Origin of the sequence: Winogradskyella sp. HB-48 (assembly GCF_049942685.1) — a bacterium.
GTDB lineage: Bacteria > Bacteroidota > Bacteroidia > Flavobacteriales > Flavobacteriaceae > Winogradskyella.
The window spans coordinates 122,877-149,691 of sequence record NZ_CP187934.1; the positions used below are offsets into that span (position 1 = coordinate 122,877).

24 protein-coding genes are annotated in these 26,815 nt (G+C 34.8%); 5 read left to right on the forward strand and 19 right to left on the reverse strand.

Going from position 1 to position 26,815, the window contains the following annotated elements; all coding sequences use genetic code 11:
- Positions 1–23 precede the first annotated feature (23 nt).
- Genes ACPX19_RS00625 through ACPX19_RS00635 form a run of 3 tightly spaced genes read left to right on the forward strand, consistent with a single transcriptional unit; the run spans position 24 to position 2,972 of the window.
- Positions 24–740: a glycosyltransferase family 2 protein gene (locus ACPX19_RS00625; RefSeq protein ID WP_426430882.1), complete on the forward strand. Its 717-nt coding sequence runs from the start codon at positions 24–26 to the stop codon at positions 738–740.
- Positions 737–1,360: a lipid-A-disaccharide synthase N-terminal domain-containing protein gene (locus ACPX19_RS00630; protein WP_426430883.1), complete on the forward strand. Its 624-nt coding sequence runs from the start codon at positions 737–739 to the stop codon at positions 1,358–1,360. Before ACPX19_RS00625 ends, ACPX19_RS00630 begins: the two co-directional genes overlap by 4 nt.
- A complete protein-coding gene (locus ACPX19_RS00635; RefSeq protein WP_426430884.1) occupies positions 1,353–2,972 on the forward strand; it encodes an ArnT family glycosyltransferase in 1,620 nt (539 codons plus the stop codon). Before ACPX19_RS00630 ends, ACPX19_RS00635 begins: the two co-directional genes overlap by 8 nt.
- Before the next feature lie 136 nt (positions 2,973–3,108).
- Here the strand turns inward: ACPX19_RS00635 and ACPX19_RS00640 are convergent, their stop codons facing one another.
- From ACPX19_RS00640 to ACPX19_RS00685, 10 genes are all read right to left on the reverse strand, one after another.
- Entirely contained in the window at positions 3,109–3,675 is a 567-nt protein-coding gene (locus tag ACPX19_RS00640; RefSeq protein WP_426430885.1) for a phosphatase PAP2 family protein, read from the reverse strand.
- On the reverse strand, positions 3,675–3,905 hold the full coding sequence (locus tag ACPX19_RS00645) for a hypothetical protein (protein WP_426430886.1): 231 nt from the start codon (positions 3,903–3,905) through the stop codon (positions 3,675–3,677). The genes ACPX19_RS00640 and ACPX19_RS00645 overlap by 1 nt, the downstream gene beginning before the upstream one ends.
- Before the next feature lie 267 nt (positions 3,906–4,172).
- Positions 4,173–5,552: an MATE family efflux transporter gene (locus ACPX19_RS00650; RefSeq protein ID WP_426430887.1), complete on the reverse strand. Its 1,380-nt coding sequence runs from the start codon at positions 5,550–5,552 to the stop codon at positions 4,173–4,175.
- 134 nt (positions 5,553–5,686) lie between these two features.
- Positions 5,687–6,058, reverse strand: coding sequence for a hypothetical protein (locus ACPX19_RS00655; RefSeq protein ID WP_426430888.1), 372 nt, complete (start codon positions 6,056–6,058; stop codon positions 5,687–5,689).
- A 3-nt stretch (positions 6,059–6,061) separates the two neighbouring features.
- Positions 6,062–7,582 (reverse strand): PIN domain-containing protein, encoded by a 1,521-nt coding sequence (locus ACPX19_RS00660; RefSeq protein ID WP_426430889.1) that lies wholly within the window; start codon positions 7,580–7,582, stop codon positions 6,062–6,064.
- A gap of 136 nt (positions 7,583–7,718) precedes the next feature.
- Positions 7,719–8,018: a hypothetical protein gene (locus tag ACPX19_RS00665; RefSeq protein WP_426430890.1), complete on the reverse strand. Its 300-nt coding sequence runs from the start codon at positions 8,016–8,018 to the stop codon at positions 7,719–7,721.
- Between the two features lie 8 nt (positions 8,019–8,026).
- The gene (locus ACPX19_RS00670) at positions 8,027–8,968 is read right to left on the reverse strand and encodes an NAD(P)H-dependent flavin oxidoreductase (RefSeq protein WP_426430891.1); all 942 of its coding nucleotides are present in this window, start codon (positions 8,966–8,968) and stop codon (positions 8,027–8,029) included.
- Between the two features lie 389 nt (positions 8,969–9,357).
- Positions 9,358–10,965, reverse strand: a complete 1,608-nt coding sequence (locus tag ACPX19_RS00675) for a S8 family serine peptidase (protein ID WP_426430892.1) — start codon at positions 10,963–10,965, stop codon at positions 9,358–9,360.
- A 111-nt stretch (positions 10,966–11,076) separates the two neighbouring features.
- Positions 11,077–12,264 (reverse strand): tRNA 2-thiouridine(34) synthase MnmA, encoded by a 1,188-nt coding sequence (gene mnmA, locus ACPX19_RS00680; RefSeq protein WP_426430893.1) that lies wholly within the window; start codon positions 12,262–12,264, stop codon positions 11,077–11,079.
- Positions 12,265–12,438: 174 nt separating this feature from the next.
- Positions 12,439–13,149, reverse strand: a complete 711-nt coding sequence (locus ACPX19_RS00685; RefSeq protein WP_426430894.1) for a toxin-antitoxin system YwqK family antitoxin — start codon at positions 13,147–13,149, stop codon at positions 12,439–12,441.
- A 68-nt stretch (positions 13,150–13,217) separates the two neighbouring features.
- On the opposite strand from ACPX19_RS00685, the gene ACPX19_RS00690 reads away from it, so the two are divergent.
- The gene (locus tag ACPX19_RS00690) at positions 13,218–14,219 is read left to right on the forward strand and encodes a fasciclin domain-containing protein (protein WP_426430895.1); all 1,002 of its coding nucleotides are present in this window, start codon (positions 13,218–13,220) and stop codon (positions 14,217–14,219) included.
- Between the two features lie 139 nt (positions 14,220–14,358).
- On the opposite strand, the gene yidC is transcribed toward ACPX19_RS00690, so the two are convergent.
- Entirely contained in the window at positions 14,359–16,263 is a 1,905-nt protein-coding gene (gene yidC, locus ACPX19_RS00695; RefSeq protein WP_426430896.1) for a membrane protein insertase YidC, read from the reverse strand.
- A gap of 177 nt (positions 16,264–16,440) precedes the next feature.
- Positions 16,441–18,072, reverse strand: a complete 1,632-nt coding sequence (locus tag ACPX19_RS00700) for a CTP synthase (protein ID WP_426430897.1) — start codon at positions 18,070–18,072, stop codon at positions 16,441–16,443.
- Positions 18,073–18,300: 228 nt separating this feature from the next.
- Here ACPX19_RS00700 and ACPX19_RS00705 point away from each other — a divergent pair, with 228 nt between their 5' ends.
- Complete coding sequence (locus ACPX19_RS00705) at positions 18,301–18,786, forward strand: hypothetical protein (protein WP_426430898.1); 486 nt, start codon at positions 18,301–18,303, stop codon at positions 18,784–18,786.
- Here ACPX19_RS00705 and ACPX19_RS00710 read toward each other — a convergent pair whose 3' ends face one another.
- From ACPX19_RS00710 to bshC, 7 genes are all read right to left on the reverse strand, one after another.
- A complete protein-coding gene (locus ACPX19_RS00710) occupies positions 18,787–19,014 on the reverse strand; it encodes a DUF3820 family protein (protein WP_426430899.1) in 228 nt (75 codons plus the stop codon). It lies immediately after the preceding gene.
- 101 nt (positions 19,015–19,115) lie between these two features.
- On the reverse strand, positions 19,116–19,661 hold the full coding sequence (locus tag ACPX19_RS00715; RefSeq protein WP_426430900.1) for a DUF922 domain-containing protein: 546 nt from the start codon (positions 19,659–19,661) through the stop codon (positions 19,116–19,118).
- Positions 19,662–20,063, reverse strand: coding sequence for an OsmC family protein (locus tag ACPX19_RS00720; RefSeq protein WP_426430901.1), 402 nt, complete (start codon positions 20,061–20,063; stop codon positions 19,662–19,664).
- A 3-nt stretch (positions 20,064–20,066) separates the two neighbouring features.
- Positions 20,067–21,971, reverse strand: a complete 1,905-nt coding sequence (locus tag ACPX19_RS00725; RefSeq protein WP_426430902.1) for a LysM peptidoglycan-binding domain-containing protein — start codon at positions 21,969–21,971, stop codon at positions 20,067–20,069.
- A 58-nt stretch (positions 21,972–22,029) separates the two neighbouring features.
- Positions 22,030–23,565, reverse strand: a complete 1,536-nt coding sequence (guaA, locus tag ACPX19_RS00730) for a glutamine-hydrolyzing GMP synthase (protein WP_426430903.1) — start codon at positions 23,563–23,565, stop codon at positions 22,030–22,032.
- 82 nt (positions 23,566–23,647) lie between these two features.
- Entirely contained in the window at positions 23,648–25,018 is a 1,371-nt protein-coding gene (locus tag ACPX19_RS00735) for a pyridoxal phosphate-dependent decarboxylase family protein (protein WP_426430904.1), read from the reverse strand.
- Between the two features lie 149 nt (positions 25,019–25,167).
- Positions 25,168–26,769: a bacillithiol biosynthesis cysteine-adding enzyme BshC gene (gene bshC, locus ACPX19_RS00740; RefSeq protein WP_426430905.1), complete on the reverse strand. Its 1,602-nt coding sequence runs from the start codon at positions 26,767–26,769 to the stop codon at positions 25,168–25,170.
- Between the last annotated feature and the right edge of the window lie 46 nt (positions 26,770–26,815).

Below are 26,815 nucleotides of genomic sequence, written 5' to 3' on the forward strand. Positions count from 1 at the left end.
TGTGCCAGAAATTCTAACAATAGATGAACTACAAGTTAACCATCATAGTGCCTGTTTATAATGAAGAGGACAATCTTGAACGTGTAGAAACAGAACTCTCCAATTATTTAAAGATAGCGTCTGTACCTACTTGTGTGTTGTTTGTCAATGATGGTTCAAAAGACAAAAGCCAAGCTATGATTGAAGCTATTTGCAATCGTAATGAGGCTTTTGACTATCTGCTTTTTAAAGAAAATAGAGGTTTAAGTGCAGCTATAAAAGCTGGCTTTGATTATACTGATACTGAACTTGTTGGCTATATCGACTCTGACTTACAAACCTCTCCCGAGGATTTTAATATTTTACTAGAACATATTAATGATAATGAATTGGTGACGGGAGTTCGTGCAGATAGAAAAGATTCTTTTGTGAAAAATATGTCTTCTAAAATTGCCAATGGTATTAGACGTGCGTTTACCAAAGATGGTATGGATGACACAGGTTGCCCTCTAAAAATCATTAAAACGGACTATGCTAAACGCATACCGATGTTTAGAGGTTTACATCGTTTTTTGCCAGCCATGATTATGCTACAGAATGGTAGAGTAACTCAAATACCTGTTCGCCATTTTCCAAGAATAGCTGGTACTGCAAATTTTGGACTTTGGAATCGGCTTCTTGGCCCTTTAATGGATTGCTTTGCTTATTTATGGATGAAGAAGAAATACATCAATTACGAGGTTACTAAAACCAGCAAATGAAAGACTGGATTATTTATAGTATAGGTTTTTTTGCGCAGATACTCTTTTCGTCTAGATTACTTATTCAGTGGGTAACTTCAGAAAAACAACGCAAGGTTATTACACCAACGACGTTCTGGACATTAAGCCTAATCGCTTCCTTCCTGTTGTTTATTTATGGCTATTTGCGTTTGGATTTTGCCATTATGCTCGGCCAGAGTTTAACGTATTTTATCTACATCCGAAATTTGCAATTACAAGGAGAATGGCAAAAATTTCCAAAATTGGTGCAGGTATTGTTGTTTATCATACCAGCACTTATTGTTATTTTCTATTACAATAACAACAAGATTGATGTTGAACTGTTATTTAAAAATGAAGCAATACCTACTTGGTTACTCATTTTAGGTATTGTGGCACAGGTTATTTTTACGCTGCGTTTCGTGTACCAATGGCTTCATTCAGAAAAGCATAAAGAATCATCCTTGCCTATGGGCTTTTGGGTATTAAGTTTAATTGGTGCATCACTAATTTTAACCTATGCCATCATAAGACAAGACCCTGTATTGTTTGTTGGTCACCTTTTTGGTATGATGATTTATGCCAGAAACGCTTATCTTATTAGAAAAACAAATGATTAAGCTGATAGAAAAATATCCTATTGTTAGCCTTTTACTCTTTGTAATTGTTATGTTAGGCTTTACTATAGATGCTATTCCAGTAAGTATTATGGAAGCTCGAAATTTTATTTCGGCAAGAGAAATGCTCACGGATAACAATTGGATTTTAACCACTATGAATGGTGAAGCACGTTATGAAAAACCACCATTACCAACCTGGATTACTGCTTTTTTTGGAATGCTTTTCGGTATGAAATCCGTACTAGCCTTACGTTGGCCTGCCCTTTTATTTTTGGCGAGTATTGGTATTTCAACATATTTGATTTCAAAACAATTAGAACTGACTAAATCACATAGTCTTATAAACGGGTTTATTGTGTTGAGTTCATTCTATGTTATTGGCATAACCATAGAAGCTCCTTGGGATATTTACACGCATGGTTTTATGCTCATGGCTTTATTTCAACTGTTCCTTATGTTGAAGCATCAAAAAACAAGCATAGGCAACAGTCTTTTGTTTGTATTGTTTATTGCAGGTTCCGTATTGTCTAAAGGTCCTGTGTCATTGTACGTGTTGTTTTTATCTTTCGTTATTGCTTATGCCATTGCTCTAAAGCCAAAAGGCAATCTTTTACACTTTTTAAAGCTTATTAGCCTCTTAATATTCGGAATTGTGATTGGTGGATGGTGGTATATGCACGTTCGTATTGCAGATCCGGAAACTTTTGCTGTCATTGCTTCAAAAGAAACCTCTAATTGGGGAAGTTATAATGTAAGACCGTTTTATTACTACTGGAGCTTTTTTGTGCAAAGTGGATTGTGGACGATTCCTGCATTTATAAGTTTATTGTATCCTTATTTAAAATCGCGCGTGTGCAATCTAAAAGCCTATCGTTTTAGTTTCTTTTGGACGATTATTGCCGTGATTTTATTATCAGTAATTCCAGAAAAGAAATCACGTTACCTCATGCCAGTGCTAATTCCATTGGCTATTAATATTGGATTTTATATTGAATATTTAATCAGAGAATTTAAGGGTTTAAAAGACAAGCGTGAGACATTTCCTGTGTACTTTCAATTTGGACTAATTGCTTCTATTGCTTCGTTATTTTGGGTTATTTGGTTTTTTTCAAGTTCAGTATTATCAGGTGTAGCACTTATTAGATTTATTATTACTGCAATTGTTTTATTGATTATTGGAATTGCAATCTTTAAAAATCTAATAACAAAAAACATCAAAACCGTGTTCTATTTGTGTATTGCTTTGATGCTTAGTTTGGGCTTATTTGCATTACCAATAGCAAAGACACATACAACAACAGACTACAATCCCATTTCAGAATTCTATAACATAAACGTTGATTTGTACCATTTGGACTATGTGGCTCCTGAAATGATTTACAATTATGGTGGTAAAATACCAAGTATCACAGCTGATGAAGGCTACAATATTCCGATTGAAAAATCCTTTTACTTGTTAACCAGAACAACGCAACCCGATACCATTGAAGTCCTTTCAAAATTGTATAAAATGGAACTTATAGATACTTACGACCTCAATCGTACTCCTAAAGATTCCAGAAGCTATAACAACCGATTAGTCAATCAGCTATATAAACTTACTCTGAAATAATAATTCTATTCTCGATACAGTTTTTTTAACTTCGACAAGCTCAGTTATAAAAAACCACTCGAACTGACGAATTATTATTCAACCGTCAGTTCGAGTTTTTTCTTTAGAAAAAGTATCGAGAACAAGGTTTAATAATTTAATTGAATCGCTTAAGGATGTAGGTATTCAGCTTATAAAACCCAAAGCCTGCTAAGGCACCAAAGGTCATTCCTGCTAAAATATCTATTGGGAAATGCACACCAACGTAAATGCGACTGTAAGCCACAACAAATGCCCAAAACAGCAGTATGAAAATGAGGTTTTTAAAATAAGGGCGCAATACCAAGCCTCCAAAAACAGCAGCAGCCATAGAGTTAGATGCATGTCCAGAAAAGAAACTTCGATTGCTACTGCAACGCTCTGCTATAAAACGAATACTGTCCTTTATCTCGTCGCAAGCACAAGGTCTAAAACGCAATACCGAGCGCTTTACCAAATTAGTGGTTTGGTCGGTGAATAAAATCATTAACGTAATCGTAACCATAATAAACAGAAGCGCTTTCCAACCTAATTTTCTGTAGATTAAAAACAGTAATACAGAATATAGGGGTGCAAAAGTAAACTCGTGCGTAATGGCCAACCACATACTGTCCCAAGTTGGTGAGCCAAGACCATTGAGATATACAAAAAGTTCGGTATCTAAGTCTAATAGTTTATCTAGCATTAGTCTTCGTCGTAACGTGCTACTTCCCTATCATAAAACTCGGTAGCTTGTCTGATATAATTTTCGGTCTCGGTTTCGAGCTCTTTTTGATCGTGTTCGTCAAATTCTTCAAACCACTCTACCTCATCATTTTCAAGATTGAGGATAAATCTCGGAAACTCAGTGTGAATGATAAATATAGCATCTGGATAATCCGTGTTATCGCCTAAGATGAATTTAGGTAGTTCCATTTGTTTAGTTTGAAGTTTGAAGGACAAAAATACAAATTTAGTGATGAGTTCGTCATACTATTTTTTGCTTTGTCATTTCTAGTGATTTACGCTTATGACTTCTCGATACAATTCTTCGTGCCTCAGAATCACTCGAAGTGACGTAATGCATAAAAATAAAACCTCAACCGTCAGTTCGAGTGAATTTTATGACGATAGGAATAAAATTAGTATCGAGAACCCTTGAGATAATAAGACTTCAGGACCACTGGAAGTGACGTACACAAGTTATTCAACTTGTTGAGAAATCAACTTCTTCGTCAAATAACGAAATCGAATAAAGAGTAATACTGCCGCAGCACTCAAGCCCGCCAACAGACCGATCCAAATACCAAGACTACCATACACCTCTTCTTTACCTAAATAGTAACTAATCGGAAATCCAATGACCCAATACGATACAAACGTAATGATGGTCGGAATCTTAACATCTTGTAAGCCTCGCAATACACCAAGGGCAATCACTTGCAAACTATCACTAATTTGAAATACTGCCGAAGCCAATAACAAAGTTGCCGCGATTTTAACCACTTCAGCGGTGTCCATGGCATTGGCAGGATCGTCTAAATCCACATACAACTCTGGTAACGCTTTATGGAACGCCACAAACACCAACGCAAAAATGACTGCAAATATAAACCCAACAAAAAAGATAGACTCTGCAATACGTTTTAGGTTTTTATAATCCTTTAACCCTTTTTGATTACCAACACGCACCATAGCCGCAACACTCAGTCCCATAGCCACCATAAAAGTCATGGATGATAAGTTGAGCGCAATCTGATTGGCAGCCTGTGCATTTTTACCCAACAGTCCACTGAGCCAAATAGCCGCCGTAAATATGGCCACCTCAAAAAACATTTGCATCGCACTTGGTAAGCCTAAATTAGTGAGCTTTTTTAGAGGTTGTTTACTTAGTTTAAAGAATTTAATATTGGTGACATAGGCTCTAGACCTGTGACGTTTTGCCAATAGCCACCATAAGAAAAATAACATGGCAAAACGCGACACCAATGTCCCAACTGCAGCACCTACAATACCCATTTGCGGAAACCCAAATTTCCCAAAAATGAGCACATAGTTAATGGCAACATTTAGAATGTTAGCTACTAAAGTTGCATACATTGGATATTTGGTTAAGGACAAGCCATCACTAAACTGTTTAAATGCCTGAAACACGATAAGCGGCACCAAAGAAAAAGCTACCAAATCTAAATATGGAATAGCGAGCTCTACCACTTCTTCTGGCTGGTCCATGATATACATTAAGGGTTTGGACAGCAAAGTGACTAGAAACAACAAAACTCCCAAAACCGTACACAAGAAAAACCCATGCTTAAACGCCGATTTGCCTTTAACGAAGTTTTGCTCTGTATCTGCCTCTGCTACTAAAGGTGTAATGGCTGTAGAAAAGCCAATACCCAGAGACATGGCAATAAAAATAAAGCTATTACCCAAAGACACAGCTGCCAACTCAGCCGAGCCCAATTGCCCAACCATAACGTTATCTACAAAGCTCACAAAGGTATGCCCTAGCATGCCTAACATGACGGGTGATGCCAGTTTTAGGTTGTATCTAAATTCTTTAGTGTAGTTGCTTAAAACCATGCCGCGAAGGTAGTGGTTTTGAGTTTAGGTTTGAGAGTTATTTGTTTTGAAAATTGTGTGAAGCTTACAGGTACATTAGATTGGAAGTTAAGAAGAATAAGCAATTTTTTATAGCCATTGTAGGTAATAATCTTTTATTTCACGTACGCAAATGATTGAGGTGGATGTAAATTAAAATCCGTCTTCAAACATTTAGGTTCTTTATACTTTTTCTTATTCTTAACTTGAATCGCGAATCCATTTTCTTTTTCAGAAAAATATTCATAAAAAAAATCTTCAGTAATTCCCGAATGTTCTTTGGTTAAGTTCCAAAGTGTTTCGAGGTCATTATTGAAGATTTTACCGATTTCAAATTCGCCAATTACTTTTTGCACAGGTGATGATGCATAAACTATCACAGATTTTACATTACTATTTTTAAAGATGGTTTTTCTAAATTCAAATTTTTTAGAGCCGTCAAATATTTTAAAGGCAAATTCTGGTTTAATTGATAAAATGACTTTCATATGTTATTTTCGATTGTAGGCAAAATTAACTAATTTGTTAAATTGATTATTATTTAACTCTATAAATCCACGTGGCATATTCATTATGTCAGGAATTACACCAATCCTGTTTAAATCATCAAGTGTTGGCTTTGGTGTCGGAAAAGAATGAGCGTAGAGGAATTTTACAACAAAAGGTCTATATTTAGGATATTTATTCCACCAGTCTTTCTCTAAGTCCGCTTTTTTAATCATTGTTCTTCTATAACAAGCTTTATAAAATTCATCAAAAGATCTAAATCCATTGATAACTTCTTCCACAATACAAATTGAAGTTACAGTACTTGAATATTTTTTTGGTTTTGTATCACCCATTCTGTAGACAACTATAATATCGCCTGGTTCAAGATGCCTGTCTTGAGAATGTGAAATATAAACCTTACCTATTCTATTACGATGTGGTTCGTTTTCAGTATATTTTGTTTTGTCTTCTCTAGTATTAATACTATCTGGGAATAATTCTGTGTGGTATTGTGGCTCTATTTTGATGATGTATTTTCTAGTTTCTCTAGAGAAAAAAGGAAAGGAAAGTTTCGGCTTTTTAACGTTAATTGGTAAAGTCTTACCAAAAGGTCTTGTCAAAACGATTTCGTCACCGTTTTTGGTTGATTTTATCCCGTGTTCTACAAAACCCCAAGTTTTTAGCATTTCAATTAGTTGTACTTGTTCTGCTCTTTTATCGAAAACAGTAACATATATCTCATCAACTTTATATTGAATTGCGTTATCAAAAACAATTTTCAAAAATCTTTCTCCAATTTTATATCCGTTACTTATTACTTTTAGCGTTCCTATTTTGAGTCTTTTTTTCTTATTAAATATTGGTTTTATTTCAGAGTAATTTTCTGTTTCATCTTCAACCTTTATATAAAGAAATGCGGTTAAGTTATTATCGCTATAACACACATAACAAACCTTGTCGAATTTTGATTTAAACCAATCATCAAATTCATCATAGTCTTCTCGGAAACTATCAAAGAAGTTATCATTAATATCAACTTCTGCGAAGTCAGCTTTTTTGACCGCAAGAACATTGTATTGAACTAATTCAGGGTTTTCAGATGTAACTTTTTCAAGAAATGATTGAATTTTAAATACTTTGTCTGAAATACCAAGTTTATAAGCTTTAGTGTGTATTTTTCTGTCTTGCGTTATTAATATATCTATTCTGTTTTCATAGATTTCATTTAATAGATGGGTATCATTAATATCATTATCGTTTACATCTAATTCATCACTAACACTCTGTACATTTTTCGAAAAAGGAAGTTGATGTTTAATTTTATTATAACTGTTGAGTTTTATTGAAAAAGTAGCTACTACTTGTTTATTTTGATAACTATCAATTTCAGCGATTGTAATCGGATGAATATATTTTTTATAATGTAATTTATCAATCCAGTTAAATAGTTGTCCAATATCGTGTTCGACTATTCTATTAGCTTCTCTGTGAATAATTATATTAGTATCTAAAAGTACTTTCATTAAATAATTTTTCTTTGATTTATTTACATTATTATCAACTTTTATGATATTAATTCGTTTTAATGGCTTTGCCTGGCACAAGTAAGCAAGTTCCTATTTATAAACCAACAAGTCAATACGTAACTTCACGTATTTTTTAGTTAAGAGCTATATAAATATCGTAGATGTTTGCGATTAGTATAAACAATATTGTTATTGTAAGACAACTGTTAATAACTAAGCCAACTATTTTTTTAATAGTATTTTTCTCTTTAATTCCTTTTAAAGACGCAATAAATCCTAATAGCCCTAAAATACCAAATGATATTACAAGAACTCCTAAAACTAAAGAAAGGCTATCATACTTTAGTTTTATTGTTAGTACTGCAAAAACTATTGCAATTAAAAATAGAGATAACGCATATATTGCATATTTAAACCCTTTCTGTGAATACATTATTAAGTCTATAATAAGTTAACCTGTTTCTTCGCCTCCTCAAACTCAGTTACCATATCATTTACAATATCTGCAACAGGCTTGATATCGTGGATAAGCCCTGCGATTTGTCCAATTTCGAGTTCGCCATCTTCTAAGTCACCTTCAAACATACCACGCTTAGCTCTGGCACGTCCTAAAAGTTCCTTGAGTTGTTCTGGTGTTGGTGCGGTTTTGTATAACTCTTGCAACTCATTGTAAAACTTGTTTTTCACTAATCTTACAGGTGCCAATTCTTTTAAAGTCAATTGGGTATCTCCTTCTTTAGCATCAACCACAACTTGTTTAAAGGCTTGGTGTGCCGAGGACTCTTCACTCGCCACAAAACGGCTACCAACCTGTACTCCATCAGCACCCAAAACCATACAGGCTAACATGGCTCTACCAGTAGCAATACCACCTGCGGCAATTAATGGAATTTCTAAGTGTTCTTTTACCATTGGGATTAAAGTGAGTGTTGTGGTTTCGTCTCTACCATTGTGTCCTCCTGCTTCAAAACCTTCAGCAACCACAGCATCCACTCCTGCGTCTTGCGCTTTTAGTGCAAACTTTACAGAACTGACCACATGCACTACAGTAATGCCTCGCTCTTGTAACCAACTAGTCCATGTTTTCGGATTTCCGGCAGAGGTGAATACAATCTTTACTCCTTCTTCAACAATGATATCCATAATTTCTTCAATATTGGGATATAGCATAGGCACGTTCACGCCAAACGGTTTGTCAGTTGATGCCTTACATTTTTGAATATGCTCTCGCAGCACATTGGGATACATAGAGCCTGCGCCTATTAAACCTAAAATGCCTGCGTTACTTGCTGCAGAAGCGAGTCGCCAACCGCTATTCCAGATCATACCAGCTTGGATGATTGGGTATTGTATATTTAAGAGTTTCGTGATTCTGTTTGCCATTAGTGATGATTTATATTTGAGATGCTTAGACTGCGCTCAGCATGACACAATAGTTTTGATAAAATTCGTCAATTCGAGTGAATTTCACGAATAGAAATGAGTGAAATTTGTATCGAGAATAAGAATTTAACTACTATTAGTTCTCGATACAATTTGCTCACCAGTTCGCAAATCACTCGAACTGACAAAAAATATTTAGAACTTGTTTCAGTATTTCAGAATATAAAACCTTAAAAAGTTCTCGATACATTTTCAATCTCATTACAATCGATTAAAAACACTCGAACTGACATCTAATTTCAATCTGACCTTGCCGTCACTTCGAGTGGCAAGCGCAAGCTTGTTGTATCGAGAAGTCTTGGTTAGGAAAAGTTTTTCGAGCTGTTTTATTACTTAATAAACTTAAATGTTTTGGATTGACGTTCTGTAGATACCTTCATCACATAGATTCCAGATGATAAATTCGCCACGTTAATATTGGAACCATTCTGGCCTAACTTCACTGTTTCCACTTCCTGACCTAAAGCAGTGTAAATGGTAATTTTTAGATTATTACTTTCAACAGATATATTGAATTTTAATTCATCTTTCACAGGATTCGGGTAAAAGCTAAAACTGTCCAAAGTCTCATGTCCCACTCCCAAAGTTCTTGCCAATGCCAAATCTGGAATACCATAACCCAACAAATTATCTGGCATTGTGTATTGCGAAGCCGATTGCCTCACATAATCCATCACTTCAGTTGGTGACAAATCTGGTACAGCTTGCCATAAAGAGGCTATGCCACCACATAAAATTGGTCCACTCAGTGATGTACCATTATTCTGAGTAATAACATCATTTTCGTCAACCACATAAGCCAATCCACCACGAGCAACAACATCTGGTTTTTGATAACCAACTTGTGCTACACTACCTTGGGAGCTAAACGTCACATAATCTCCATTAGCATCAACTGCTCCTACGGATAAAACATTTTGTGAATCCGCTGGTGCACCTACGGTTTGCCAAGCTGTAGCACCTGAGTTACCTGCGCTTACAACCACCAAAATCCCTTTTTCCGCAGCAATAGTTGCCCCTTTGGTAATAAATGCGGTTTGACCATTCATATCTGCAGGTGTATAGCTGTAATTTGGATTGTCATATTCTGTGTAACCCAAAGAGGTGTTTATTAAATCGACACCCAAACTATCAGCACGTTCGGCAGCTTCTACCCAATAACTTTCTTCTACTGGATTTTCGCTATTAGCATCTTCGGTAATAAACAAATAATAGGATGCATCTGGTGCTGTACCAACAAATTGATCTTGAACAAATGCTGCCATAGTACTTAACACTCGTGTACCATGAGAACTAGCTACATTATCGTAAACGGCATCTGTTCGGTTTACAAAATCGTAACCATCTAACAAATCTCCATTATCACGTAAGCGTTGAAAGGCAGACATGGTATTAACGTTTGGAAATCCTGCATCTAAAACCGCAACGGTAATACCTTCGCCTGTAAAATTATCAAGATGCAAATCATCAACATTAATCATTTCCACTTGATTTTGCGTGTCACCATAGGTAAACACAATACTCTGGTCTTCCACGTTAGTTTTATCCTGAAGTGCTTCAATTCTAGAACCCACATCCAATCCATTATCGGCAAAGTCAATACTATCTACAAAACTCAGATTAAGTAATGCCATAATATCGGTTTCTGTGCCTCTGACGTGTACAGCATTAAACCATTTGGACTTTGCCATAACCGTTATTCCTGTTTGACTTTTAAGTGTAGTAATATATGGCTCATGTACTGGCACATCTCTGGCATCAATGGCAATGCCATGATTTTGTTTTCGGTCTAATGCTTTTTGAGTGAGTATGGATATTGGATTTGTTAAAGCAGTAGCTTCATTAGGTTTGTCGGTAAGATAAACCCAAGCATCTTCTTGTGCGTAGCTGTTTATTGTGATGAGGAGCAATAAAAGCAATGGTAGTGTTCTATTCATAGCCTTTCTTTTATTGCAAGTTAAGGATTTGTTGGGAATTTTTGGAGTGTTCTCGATACATCCCGACGATTACTGTCGGGACACTCGAACTGACATCTATCTGAATTAAGATTATGAAATGACACCAGAACCCAACAACTCATCGTTGTTGTACCAAGCCACAAATTGACCTTCGGTAATGGCTGATTGTTTGTTTTCGAATTCTACATACAATCCTGAAGCGACTTTATGTAGTGTTGCCTTTTCTAAAGGTTGCCTGTAACGTATTCTTGCCATGACGTCCATAGTTTCTCCTTCATTTAAGGCTAGATCCTCCCGAATCCAATGCAATTCGTCATTAGACACAAAAAGCACATTGCGTAACAAGCCAGGATGGTCTTTACCTTGACCCGTGTAAATCACATTTTCTTCAACGTCAGTTTCAATAACAAACAAAGGTTCCTTAGTACCACCAACGGCCAAACCTTTACGTTGCCCTTTGGTAAAATAATGAGCTCCTTGATGCTTGCCAACAACTTTTCCATCAGAAACGACATACTGTGGTTTTTGGGCTAAATATGCCAATTCACTTTCCTTTGAAGTAAACTCTGGTTGCTCTTGGTTATAAACTTCAAGAGAATCCTCTACCTCAACAATCACTCCTTCTTTTGGCTTGAGCTGTTGCTGTAAAAAATCTGGAAGTCTCACTTTTCCAATAAAACACAAACCTTGCGAATCTTTCTTCTCAGCTGTTATTAAATCTTGAGCCTTGGCAATTTCCCTTACCTCTGGCTTGGTTAATTCACCTATTGGGAATAAAGCCTTTGCCAATTGGTCTTGGGATAACTGGCATAAAAAGTAGGATTGGTCTTTGTTCTTATCTTTTCCTGCTAAAAGTTGATGAATCTCTTTACCATCTTTTTCAATAGTAGCTTTACGACAATAGTGTCCTGTAGCCACATAATCTGCACCTAAATCCATAGCAATGTCCATAAAGACATCAAATTTTATTTCGCGATTACACAACACATCAGGATTTGGCGTACGTCCTTTTTCGTATTCATTGAACATGTAATCTACAATACGCTCTTTATACTGTACACTTAGATCTACCGTTTGAAACGGAATACCCAATTTATCTGCCACTAACATCGCATCGTTGCTATCTTCTAACCAAGGACACTCATCTGAAATGGTTACAGAATCATCATGCCAGTTTTTCATGAATAAGCCAATAACTTCGTAGCCTTGCTCTTTTAAAAGATAAGCTGCAACGCTAGAATCTACACCACCTGAAAGTCCTACTATTACTCTTTTCATGCTTATTGACCTGATTTTTTACTCTTTTTCTAGATATACTCCTTCCGTGCAGTTGGGACAATCGAAATGAAGAGAAATATCTTTGTCTGAAAAACTTTGGCAAAATTACAAAACAAAAATGGTAATCCATTTAAGATTATCATTTCTAAAAACTATCTGTTTAATAGTTTAAAACTATTTATATCTCTTTATGACTTTATTGTTGGTATGGTCTATTTCTTTTTTGAGCTTTCCTGATTCATAGTAATACCAAATACCTGATCTTTTATCATTGGTATAGTCTCCCTCGGAAGTTTTTTTCCCTTCAGAATCATAGTTAATTGTTTTACCATTTAATTCCCCATTTTTATAAATAGAATGACGAAGAAGTGTTTTGCTTTCCGAAAACCATTTAGATTCACCATCTAACTCACCGTTCTTGTAATGTGCTTCCTCTGCTACCAAACCGTTTTGATAGTAAACCGTTCTGACACCTTCAAGTCTTCCATCATCATTGTAATTTTCAACAATCATTTTAGCTGAAGAATCTTTATGATAAAACACCCATTGACCAATGTAGCACTTGCCATTCATTTTACCCTCACTTATTACGTTGCCTTTAGAAGTAAAAAATTTCACATCAGACAAGCTATCCTTTATGTTAAAGACTTTTATAGCACTAAGCACACTTTTACCTTTAGAAAGTGTGTAGTATTTGAATGTATCTATTTCTTTACCATGAACAAATTCCCCTTCGTAACGCTTTTGATCGGTCTTATGGTAGTTTTTTGTCCATATACCGTGGCGTTTCCCATCCTGATCAAATTGATTTACTGGCTTTTGAGCGCATGCGATTGTTAAAATTATTGTAAAAAAAAGCGTGAAATAAACTTTTTGTTTAATCATTTTATAAATTTGTTAAACAAACTAATTAAGTTTGTGCAATGTTGAACAACTTTTAAAAACTCAAAAAAATGAAAATTATTTCAAAAACTTTCAAATTACTTACAGTATTTCTATTGGTTTTAGGTGTTACTGGATGTAGCGACGATGACGACAACAACGGACCAGGCGTACAAACAACAACAGTTGTTGACGTAGCATTAGCAAATGGTTTAACTTCTTTAGCTGCTGCTCTTGAAGCAACGGATTTAGTAACCACATTACAGGGCACAGGACCTTTCACGGTATTTGCACCAGACAATGACGCATTTAATGCATTATTAACTGCAACAGGATTGGATTTAAACAACTTATCTGCTGCAGAAGAAGCTTTAGTAAGAAACATTTTATTAAACCACGTTATTGTTGGACAAAACTTATCATCAACAGACTTAGTTAATGCAGGATCTGGCTACACCAATGTAGCTGCTACAGGACCTAATGGTGAAAATTTAAGCTTATATTTTAATACTACCAACGGTGTTGTTATAAATGGACAATCTACTGTAGATATGCCAGACTTAACTGCAACAAATGGTACGATACATATTGTTGATACTGTTATAGACTTACCTACCATTGCAACATTTGCAACTTCAAATCCAGCATTATCGACATTAGTAGCTGCTTTACAATACGCAGATACTGGCACACCTACAGTACCTTACATAAATACTGTGTCTGATGCTGATGCTGGACCATTTACAGTATTTGCACCAACTAACACTGCGTTTGGTGATGTTCTAACCGAGCTTGGATTGTCAGGTTTTGGTGAAGGTATGGGAGAATTAAACGCAGCAACTACTGATACTGTCTTATTGTATCATATCGTAGGTGCTAATGTACAATCTAACCAATTGACTACTGGAACCGTTACTACATTAGGTGGAGACATTACTGCTGACACTAGCAACTTTACATTAACCGATGCCAACGGTCGTGTCAGCAATATTGTAACTTCCTTAGTAGACATACAAGCAATTAATGGTGTTGTACATGTAATTGATAAAGTGATATTATTCCCATTACCATAATTTAGAAAAGTCGAGGCTGATTACCTCATTTTTATATTGATTGATTTAGTTAGTAGTAAAAAACCCAGACAAATAATTGTCTGGGTTTTTTCACTTATTAAGCATAGATTCTGAATAATGTTCAGAATGATTATTACTATTACTTTTTTCGTCGTTGCTGTGCTTGTTTTTGTTGCTCGGCTTGCTCCATCATCTCTTTCATTTTACGTTGGAAACGATTCTCTTTCTTAGGCTTGCTCTTGCTTACTTCGATTTTAGCCAATACTTTATCTTCATCTATGATGTAGTTTTTAATCACTAACATGATACCAATACTAATTAAGTTAGAGATAAAATAGTATAAACTTAAACCTGAAGCATAGTTATTAAAGAAGATCAACATTAATATTGGGGAGAAGTAAATCATGTACTTCATCATTTTACCCATATCTGGCATACCTTCTTGTGGTGGTCCTTGCATGGCAGTTTGTTGTCCTGTTGTCATCTTCATGTAGAAGAAAATAGCGATAGCTGCCAAAATTGGGAATAAGGCTACGTGATCACCATAAAATGGGATATTGAATGGTAAATCTGCTATAGAATCATAAGAACTTAAATCATCTGCCCAAAGGAAACTTTTTTGTCTTAAATCGAAAGCTGTTGGGAAGAACATAAACAAAGCATAGAATACGGGAATCTGCATTAAACCAGGTAAACAGCCACTGAGTGGACTTGCACCAGCTTTACTCTGTAAAGCCATGGTTTCCTGCTGTGCTTTTAACTTATTGTCTTTATATTTTTCTCTAATGGCATCTAGTTCGGGCTTTAAAATTTTCAATTTAGCCTGTGATAAAAACTGCTTGTATTGTACAAAAGACAATAGAAGTTTCACTAAAATCGTCATAACAATAATAGCAATACCATAAGGTAAGATGCTACTTAACCAACCAAAAAGTGGGATGAATAATGCTTTATTAATCCAGCCAAAAATTCCCCAACCAAAAGGAATACTCTCTTGTAAATTCTTGTCATAAGCTTTTAAAACCTTAGCATCTGTTGGACCATAGTACAATCCTAAATTCTTATTAACCTCACCACCATTATAAGCCAATGGTATTTTAGACGTATATAATTTTGTAAATAAAGAATCTACTTCTTCGTCTTCCACTAAATTCTGAGACGTCAATTCTGCTTTTGGAAACGGACTATCATTTGCCACTAAAATAGAACTAAAGAAGTGCTGTCTGTAAGATAACCACTCTACATCTTCAACGGTTTCTTCATCATTACCCATTTGCGATAACTTCTCTACTCGATCATCGTCGTGCATATAAGTTAACCTTGTGTAACGATTTTCGTAACTAATACTTTTTGCGTGTCTTATTCCTTTTTGTTTCCAATCTAAAGTAATTGGCTGTGAAGTATTAAACACACCACTCAAACCTTGAGATTTGATTGAAAAATCAATCATGTAATCGTCTGGCTTCAACTCATATCTATACTCCAAAAAAGCTGTTTCTGAAACCTTAAGCTTCATTGAAACAATAGTATTTTGACCACTTTTGGTTACACTTGGTTGAAATGGAAAATCCTGGGTATTTAAAGTTCTATTATCTGATGTTCCAAATGTGATATTGAAAGCACTATTTTGATCCTTTACCATGTAGATCGGTACAGAATCAAAGGTTACAAAATTTTTGAGTTTCACTTCTGCCAAATGGCCTCCCATTCTACTGAACTTTAACTGAAACACATCTGTCTCAACATTAGTGAATTCTTCACCTGGTAACGTTAAGGCATAAGATAATGAGCCTACTTTACTTTGAAGTGATGCTAATTGTGTAGAATCTAAATCTTTTGTATTGCTATAGTCTGAAGCGGTCGTTACAACGGCTTCATTTTGTTTGTTACTTTTTTGTTCTGCTTCAACTTGCTCTTGCTCAGCTTGTTTTTGTGCTTCAATCTCTTCTTCAGTTGGAGCATTTTGATACATCATGTATACCAAAATCCCAAATATGAGGATAAATCCAATGATTGAATTAATATCGAGTTTCTTTTCTTCCATAATTTAGTTTGTAAGCTACGATTGAATGATTAATGCTCAGGCTATCCCAAAAAGCAATCCAAAATTCGTTTTACGCCAAAGTGGCACATTATTTCATGCGATGGTTATTATTGCTTTTAATTTGTCTCATGTAACCTTTGAGATTTAAAACTAATCTTTGCCCATTAAGGCTAAAGATTATTTTAAACCTGTCGGTTTCTTATTCTTGTATTTTAATGCTGCTTTTACAAATGCCACAAATAAAGGATGTGGATTAGCAACTGTACTTTTATATTCTGGGTGATATTGTACACCAACAAACCAATTGTGCTCTGGTATCTCAACAATCTCTACAAGTCCAGTATCAGGATTTAAACCTGTAGCTTTCATACCAGCAGCTTCAATCTGTTTTTTGTAATCATTATTGAATTCAAAACGATGTCTGTGACGCTCTTTTATACTTGTTTTACCATAAACTTTATGCGCTACACTACCTTCTGCAATATCACAATCCCAAGCTCCCAAACGCATAGTACCTCCTTTATCAACTACATCTTTTTGAGATTCCATAAGATTGATGACAGGATGTGGAGTATTCTCATCCATTTCTAATGAATTGGCACCTTTTAAATTAAGTATATTTCTGGCATATTCTATCACAGCCATTTGCATACCCAAACAAATCCCTAAAAATGGGATATTGTGTTCTCTAACAAACTTAACGGCATCAATTTTACCTTCAATACCACGCTCTCCAAAACCTGGAGCTACTAAAACACCATCAAGATGTCCTAGTTTGAAATCTATGTTATCTTCATTCAAAAATTCTGAATGAATAGGCTCTACATTAACTTTCACCTCGTTTTCTGCTCCAGCATGGATAAATGCTTCTAAGATTGATTTATAAGAATCCTGAAGCTCTACATACTTACCAATTAGTCCAATAGTAACTGTGCTTTTTGGGTTTTTATGACGCTTCAAAAATTCGTTCCATTGGTCTAAGTTTGGTTTATCGCTTTTAAGGTCTAACTTTTGCAAAACAACTTTATCCAAACCTTCATCAAGCATTAAATTTGGGACATCATAAATAGTAGAGGCATCAATAGATTGAATAACTGCCTCTTTTTTAACATTACAAAAACGTGCTAGCTTTTCTTTGAGACCGTCGTTTAGTTCGTGTTCTGTTCTACAAACTAAAATATCAGCATGTACTCCACTTTCCATTAATGTTTTAACACTATGCTGCGTTGGTTTGGTTTTAAGTTCTCCTGCCGCTGATAAATATGGGATTAAAGTAAGGTGAATTACTAAAGCGTTATGCTCACCCAAATCCCACTGCAACTGACGTACTGCTTCAATATAAGGTAAAGATTCTATGTCACCTACCGTACCACCTATTTCGGTAATTACAATATCATAATCACCAGAGTTACCAAGAATTTGGATTCGATGTTTGATCTCATCTGTGATATGCGGTATAACCTGTACTGTTTTTCCTAAGAATTCCCCTCTTCGCTCTTTATCTATAACACTTTGGTAAATTCTACCGGTTGTTACATTATTGGCTTGAGATGTTGCAACGTTTAAAAAACGCTCATAATGCCCTAAATCTAAATCGGTTTCTGCTCCATCATCCGTTACATAGCACTCACCATGCTCATAAGGATTTAATGTTCCTGGATCTATATTGATGTAAGGGTCTAATTTTTGTATGGTAGTTCTGTAACCTTGGGCTTGCAATAGTTTGGCTAGAGATGCAGCGATAATGCCCTTTCCTAGTGAGGAAGACACTCCACCTGTTACAAAAATATACTTAGGGTTTGTGGTCATGTTGCGTTGTTAAACGCAGGCAAATTTACAATAAAAATTGGCTTAAGTGCAATTATAAACTTGCAATATTAAAATAAGTTTTAAGCATTAGAGAAAGCACATAACGGCAGAAATCTGTTATTACTTGCATTTTCACGATTATATTTTAAAAACTACAGTAAATATGTGACATTTGGTTATAGTTACTTAACTTTAATGAGTTATAATTCCCTAACCAAAACAAATAAAATGCAACCTCATAAATTAATTCTCTGTATTCTATTTGGATTTCTTTTAATCGCTTCTGCTCAGGCTTTTGTTGAAATTATTTTAACAGCTTATATGCACTATGGATTAAATAATGATTTTAGAGAAATTCATTTTAAATATTATTCGCTTATTGCTGGTATTGTCCTTGCTATATCAATAACGGTTTTTATTATTGAATTATTCGTGAAGAAAAACAAATCAAATGATTTCAAGTTACCAAATCATTCAAAGCTTTGGTTTGTGATTTTTATTATTGTTTTGGGCTTTCTGCCTGTTGTAAATCATATTTCAAATCAAAAATTCATGAATATGTATAACGATACTGAACTAACGAGGTATCTCCTTAACAGAAATATCAACGAAATCTTTGAAAATGTTGATTTGAGTATACTTGTTTCTAAATGGGTTTTAATTGTGGCTTTGTTTATTTCAGCAGCTTATTATTACAAAAAAGCGATAAAATAATTACTTTTTATAATCGCGCTTAATCGTATAAATCAATTCTTCAAGGCCATTGATTTTAATATCGTGCATTTGAATCATCATTCTACCCAATTTTCCTTCAGGGAATCCTTTCTGCTTAAACCACGTATAGTAATACTCTGGGACATCTACTAAATATTCGCCTTTATATTTTCCGAAAGGCATTTTGTAGTGTGCTAGCTCAATTAAAGCTTCTTTATTGAGTTCCATTTCTATTTCATTATTTTAAAATAGATTCCTGCCTTCGCAGGAATGACAAAAGGCATTTTATATTGAGCTAGTTCTATAAGTGCTTCTTTGTTCCTTCCAACTTACTGAGACTTATATTTTTCTAATTTTTTAAGTTCTTCTTTTATGTAATTTCCCCAATAGTTTTGAGCCTCAACATTTATGGAATGATTGGTTTGTTCGTCATAAGTTTTTTGGGTCTTATCTAGAGCTTCATTAATGGCTACATGAATCTGATTCATTTGAGTTTTTATATTTTGATTGACAACCAAGCGTTCTAATTGCTGCCTAAACTTTCTGACATAAAGTTCTGTGATATCAAAATGTAACTGCTCATGTGCAAGAATATAATTGTCTGCTTTTTCCGTTAGATACCATGATTTATTGGGATAAAAATGTGCTTGTACTGATGTTGAATAACCGATGATTCGCTTTCCTGTTGTTTTTACAGAGTAGCCAAAAGTAATACCAGACGCTGTTAAAGCCACTGCATCAGAATTAGAATTTGGACTGCCCTTAAAATCTTCCCATGTTAATTTACGAGTATCGTTCCACGTTATAGTTTCTTCATTGGAAGACATTCCAACAAACAAAAACAAAATTGAAATTATGATATGCTTTATTTGCATTTATTGCCAGTTAAACGTGATATCTCTTTCGATATCGGGATGTAAACTGTAATTTACTGGACAAGTATTAGCTGTATGCTCTAATATTTTTTTAGTTTTGCTATCAGCTTCAAAAGGAAAATTAAGCACAACTTCTATTTTAGAAATACGCCTAGGATTACTAGCCATAGTCTTTGTAACCTCAGCAGTTGTTCCAGACATATCCACATTCATGTCTCTAGCTTTAATTCCCATAACCGTTAGCATACAACTTGCTAATCCTGTAGCAACAGTATCTGTAGGAGAAAACGCTTCACCTTTGCCATTATTGTCTGTTGGTGCATCTGTAATGTAGCTATTACCCGATTTTATGTGCTCACTCTCTGTTCTGAGATTACCTAGATAAGTTACTTTAGAAGTCATAATTTAATTAGCTTCAACGATTCTGAGGTTGTCATATTTTACAATGTAAACAGCTTCATTAACATAGCCACCAAACAAGGATTTATTGTATCTAAACTTGTTTTCTACGTATTCGGTTTCAATAAGCTCATCTGATGCTTCATATAAATTATCCTCTGTGGCTAACCGCAATAATATATCCAATGTAACATCAAAACCCCTTGCGGCATATTTACTAGGTGACACACCAAATTCTCTTTTATAGGCTTTTACAAAACCGTTGGACTTATACTCATCAAAATCTTTATGAACGGATGGATAATGGAACTTAAGATTTGATAAGTTATTATTATCTATATTTTTTCCTTCAAAAGCTTTGTTTTTATCTAGTGTGACCAAAATAATTTCGTTATTCTCATTTACTTTAGAATTGAGCATACTTATAACACTAGAAGCAAACGAATCATTATCGGTTTCTAGAAACACAATTGTTTTTCTTGATTGAAAAACATTTTCTAATTGATTTGGATATATAAAGTGTGCATCTTTCCCTGTTTTCTTACTTTTTTGGGAATAAATCTGAACTGCATTAGGAAATTCCCTTTTCAACATTTCACTTGTGGCTTTGTGAGATTGATCTGCAATTACTACCAATTTAGATCTTAAGCTATCTGCCTTAACAAAATCTATCATGGCTTTTTGTAGCAACTTATCCTCTGGAATGGTCTTAAACACATTAGCATACACTTCCTTTGGATTATTTAATGCTGCAATAACTGGAACTCTATCTCGTTTTAAACTACTAGCAACCCTATCAAAACATACCTCTTCCATTGGACCAATAACTGCATCATAATCTGAAAAATCGTTATCCGACAGTATTTTGCTAACGGTAGAAGGTTGACGTTCTGTATCAAATACTTTTAAATCCGTAGATATCCCCAGCTGCTTAGCTGAATCTAATGCCATTCTTACACCTACATGAAAATCTAAAACAACAGACAATAGCTTATTGTTCTTTATCTCTTCTTTTGCTTCCTCAACAGAATCCACATCTATTCTATGCAAACGGTAAGGTAGCATTAAGGCTAATTTTTTAACCTTATGGTTTTTTATTCTAGATTCTAGATTAGTTGTTTCTACATCTAAAAGACTTGAAGTTGTCTCAGCTGAGGCTGGTATTTTTAAGACCATACCTGCTTTTAGCCCACTTTCTTTTAACTCTGGGTTTAAATCTTCTAGTTCTTCTTGGGTAAGACCAGTTTTTATTTTTAGTCTATAAAATCCTTCTTTAGGTAAAACTTCATAATAATCATACTCAGATTCTATAGCTTTTTCATCTTTGTCTTCAATATTTGGCACATTGAGTTCATCTCCAGGTTGAAGGATAGGCTTCATATTTGGGTTTAAAGCTTCAAGTTCTTCAACAGTAATTCCGAACTTATAGGCGACGCGCCACTTACCTTCTTTAGGCTGAACTTTGTATTTTTTAACTGTATTTTTGAGGCTAACTTTAGAAATAAAGGTCTTGTATCTTGGGATTTTAATATTGTCCCCTTTTTTTAGATTCTCGGAATATAGAAATCGATTGGCTTTTTTTATTTCATCTTCTGAAACACCATACTTTTTAGATATTCCATAAAGGGTTTCTTTGCGTTTCACCTTATGATTCTTGTAACCTATTAACTCTTTTGATTCTTCATTAACAGGGTCATTTTTAATTTTTGAATTTGGGATAATTAAAACCGTATTAGGCTGAAAATCAGTTTTTGCATCAGGGTTTAAAGCTAGTATATCAAAAGGGGTTACTAAATACTTTTTTGCAATACTCTCAATGGTTTCACCCTCTTTAATCTTGTGCTCAATATAGTTTTGAGCTGAAAGATTTAACCCTAAAGTAATTAATATGACGGTTAATAATTTCTTCATGTATTTTGTTTTAGCTTATCCTAATTTTAGAAACAAAATCAACTATAACGTCACTATTTTATTCCCATTCTATGGTTGCTGGTGGTTTAGAACTGATATCGTAAACAACTCTGTTAACACCTTTTACTTTATTTATAATTTCATTAGAGGTTTTTTGCAAAAACTCGTATGGTAAATTTACCCAATCGGCCGTCATACCATCTGTACTCTCCACTGCTCGCAATGCTACACATTTTTCGTACGTGCGCTCATCTCCCATTACACCAACACTATTTACTGGTAATAACATTGCTCCTGCTTGCCATACCTTATCGTACAAATTCCAAGAACGTAGGTTATTAATAAAGATAGCATCTACCTCTTGTAATATACGAACTTTCTCACGAGTTAGATCTCCAAGAATACGAATTGCTAATCCTGGACCTGGAAATGGATGACGACCTAACAAGTGCGAATCCATATTCATAGAAGCACCTACACGTCTTACCTCATCTTTAAATAAGGCTTTTAAAGGCTCAACAACCTTTAACTTCATAAAGTCTGGCAAACCACCAACATTATGATGACTCTTAATTGTTGCACTTGGCCCTCCTGTTGCAGAAACACTTTCTATAACATCCGGATAAATGGTGCCTTGTGCCAGCCATTTTACATCTTGTATAAGATGAGCCTCATCATCAAAAACCTCAATGAACACACGACCTATGGTTTTTCGTTTTTCCTCTGGGTCGCTCTTTCCTGCTAAGGCATCCAAAAAGCGTGCCGAAGCATCTACTCCTTTAACGTTTAATCCCATACCTTCGTATTGATGTAGCACATCTTCGAACTCATTTTTACGCAGCAAACCGTTATTTACGAAGATACAATAGAGGTTTTTGCCGATAGCTTTGTGCAGTAACATTGCAGCTACTGATGAATCCACACCACCTGACAAACCAAGTACCACTTTATCATTACCAAGCTTTTCCTTAAGCTCTTCTACAGTTTCTTCTACAAAAGCATTTGGTGTCCAGTCCTGATTGACTTTAGCAATCTTTACCAAGAAATTTTGGAGCAATTGATGACCGTCTGTAGTGTGATAGACCTCTGGATGAAATTGAATGGCATACGTATCTTCGCCTTCAATCTTATAAGCAGCATTTTCTACATCTTCGGTACTAGCTAGCAAAACTCCTCTTTTAGGCAATTTCTTAATGGTGTCGCTATGACTCATCCATACTTGGCTACCTTCATGAATATTTTCAAAAAAATCTTCGTTATTCTTTATGAATGCTAGATTTGCCCTACCATATTCTCTAGTATTGGATTCAGCTACTTCTCCACCTGAAAAATGTGCCAAATACTGTGCACCATAGCATACCGCTAACATTGGTTTTTTTCCTCTTATGTTAGTAAGGTCTGGATGCAGTACATCTTCTCCTCTTACCGAGTTTGGACTACCAGATAAAATGACAGATTTAAAGCTATCTGAATCTGAAGGTATTTTATTGAATGGATGAATTTCGCAATAGATATTTAACTCTCTTACACGTCTTGCTATAAGCTGCGTGTACTGCGATCCGAAATCTAAAATAAGTACTTTGTTATGTTGCATGTGCAAAAGTAATTATTTACCAATTTTAACAATCAAGAAAATTGTAATTTTTTATACGTGTTTTTAAACCAAACCTAAATACCTAAGCCATAGTATCTAATATCATTTTAATATCTTCTTCGGTTGTATCTGGATTTATAAAACAAAATCTTGAAACTGTTTCATAGCTATCACCACTTTTCCATTTGGTTGGTGTTACTAGTGCAAAACCTTTGTTGTGGTTGTCATAAGTCCAATTGGTATAGTCTTCAGGACTCCAACCTATTCTCCTAAAGAGCACGCAAGATAAGCTAGGTTCCCTAACCAATTCTACACAAGGATTCTCTTCAATCATTTTACCTGCTATTTGAGCCAACTCTACACCTCGTTCTACCGCTTCCTTATAGCGGTTAGTACCATGCGTAGCTAAAGAAAACCATAAAGGCAAACCTCTAACTCTTCGTGTCAACTGAATTTGATAATCGGTTGGGTTAAATCCATGAGCTCCTTCATCTTTAAAAATCTCTAAATACGAGCCTTGCTGCGAGTGCGCTTTTTTAGCAAACTCTGGACGTCTATAAATAACAGCACCACAATCGTATGGTGAAAACATCCATTTATGAGGATCTATGGTAATACTATCTGCTCGTTCAATACCTTTTAGAAGGTGCTTAACAGAATCCGCCACTAAAGCTCCACCTCCATAAGCGGCATCTACATGAAACCAAATACGCTCCTCATCACAAACACTTGCTATACCTGCTAGATCATCTATAATCCCGGCATTAGTTGTTCCACCTGTAGCCACAACAGCAAACAATCTTTTGCGTTGATGAAAGGTAAGGTTGTCTATTGTTTCTCTAAGATTTTTACCCGTTAATCGTTCTTCAGACTCTACTAAAAGGATATCTACATCAGCTACTTTTGCCATAGCTTTTATAGATGAATGCGCTCCTTCTGAGGTGATAATCAGTCCTTTTTCACGTTTATAAGTATCATCCTCTCTCCAATGTTCTCTGGCTGTAACTATTGCTGATAAATTAGCTGCTGTTCCACCACTTGTAAAGACACCAAAAGCACCTTTAGGCAACCCTGTTAATGAGACAATCCATGACATAGCTTCGTTTTCGCAAAAAATACCACCAGCACCTTCCATCCAATAAGCACCATGAATGCTAGATACTGATGTTATCAGATCGAACATTATTGCGGCACGTGTTGGTGCTGCAGGAACAAAAGCTAAATTTCGCGGGTGATCTACTGGTACATTTGCTTTAGCCAAATGCTCTTTCCATAATTGAAAAGCCTTTTCTCCTCCAATTCCTTTTTCTGTTATCGTTTCTCCAACTAGGCTTTTTAGGACTTCTGCTCTTTGCGGTTTTCCTATTTTTTGTTTGGTATGTGAAATACGGTCAATGGTGTATTTCATCACATCCATTGTCATTTCAATAAGATCAAAATCTATCTTATGCATTAATATTAAGTCTAAAAATTAATGTGTCTCTTTGCGCATGCAAACTTACGACTAAGCGTTTAATTAATAGGCATAAAAGCTAGACTTATACAGCCTAAGTTTTATCAAACACATATGAGATTTCTCTTTTGGTTAATTTATAAATGAGTCTACAGAGTAATTATGGTAAACTCATTTTGAAGTGGTTGCAAAGCTTTGATTAATTCAGGAATTAATTCATCACCAAACTCTAAGTATAATTCTGAAAAATTAGTATTACGCTCTTGTAGGCTTTGCCCAGGAAATAGTTGCTCTTGTAATTCCGTACAACGCTCAATTTGATCCTTTAATTTTCGCTTTTGTGCTTTAAGCAAACGTTTTTCAAGATGTTTTAATCCTTTTATTTGCTTTACTTCTTGAGCTTTTACAGCACCTAAAAACGATTTATCTGTTTGTTCTGCTAATTTGAATAAATCCTCAAATTGTACTTTTAAATGCTGTATTTGTTCTGAAAAATCAATATCGATGTTTGAAATTTTTCTAACCTTTTTATTGATAAATGAACTTCTTTTTAAAAATAAGTCAGCATCAGAAATATTGAGTTTCTCTAATTTTTCTGCTTGTTTTTTTGTTTTTACTAAAGCAGAATTTCTCAGTAATAACATAGGAAACGTAACACCTTGAGCTTCAAAATTAGATTTTAATTGCAACCAGTAGATCATTTCTCCACCTCCACCTATGTAGCATAAATTTGGAAGAATAACTTCCTGATATAAAGGACGCATAATGACATTTGGAGAAAAACGTTCTGGATATTCTTGCAAATGATTTAAGAGTTCGGCTTTATTCCATGAGATTTCAGTTTCTAAGACTTTAAAAGTGTCGTCTTCAAAGACAATACGCTCTCGCAAACCATTATGAATATAAAATAAATTGATTTCCCTTGGATTTACTTGAACTTTTAACCCTAAATTTTCAAGTGTTTCATTAGTTTCGGAAACGGTTTTAAAAGCTATTTGTTCAATTAATTCCTTTTTCATTTGTGGAATAAACAAACCTTTGAGCTCGCTATCGTCTGCATCAATGATTACTAAACCATATTCACCAAACAATTGATTGGCTAGGCATCTAGTAGCATCTGCCAAATTATTGTGACTGATATAGGCATTTTTAAACCAATCTTTTAGTTGCTCAGCAAATTTCCCTGAACCAAATTCTGCCGCAACCACCTCATATACATCTTCCAAACCTTTTGTATTAAAATGTCCAACAGCACCAGTTTGGTCAGAATTCCATTGAATTTTTTTGCCTTTAAAATTGAAGTAATTGATTTCATCAAAATCATGATCCTCTGATGCCATCCAATATATTGGCACAAAATTATTATCTGGATATTCAGATTTTAATTGCTCGGTTAAATTGATGGTGGAAATGATTTTATATAGAAAATACAAAGGCCCAGTAAACAAGTTTAACTGGTGACCCGTTGTAATAGTAAAGGTGTTTTGGGATTTTAAGCTTTCAATATTACTTAAAGTTAATTCTGAAGCTTCAATATTACCATATTGATTTGCTAAAGTTTTAGAAAGTACCTTTCGACGAGATTCTGAAACAAGTTCAGAATGGCCCTTTTCTTTTATTTGTGCTTTAAAATTTTCTAAAGTTGGAAAACGATTATATAAAGGCTTTAGCTCTTTTTTTTGATCTAAATAATCACAAATAAAATCAGAGAAATATCCAGTTGCTCTAAACGGAATACAGTCGGTTGGCATACAATTTATAATTATGGCATAAATATAAGGTACTTCTATTTTTTAA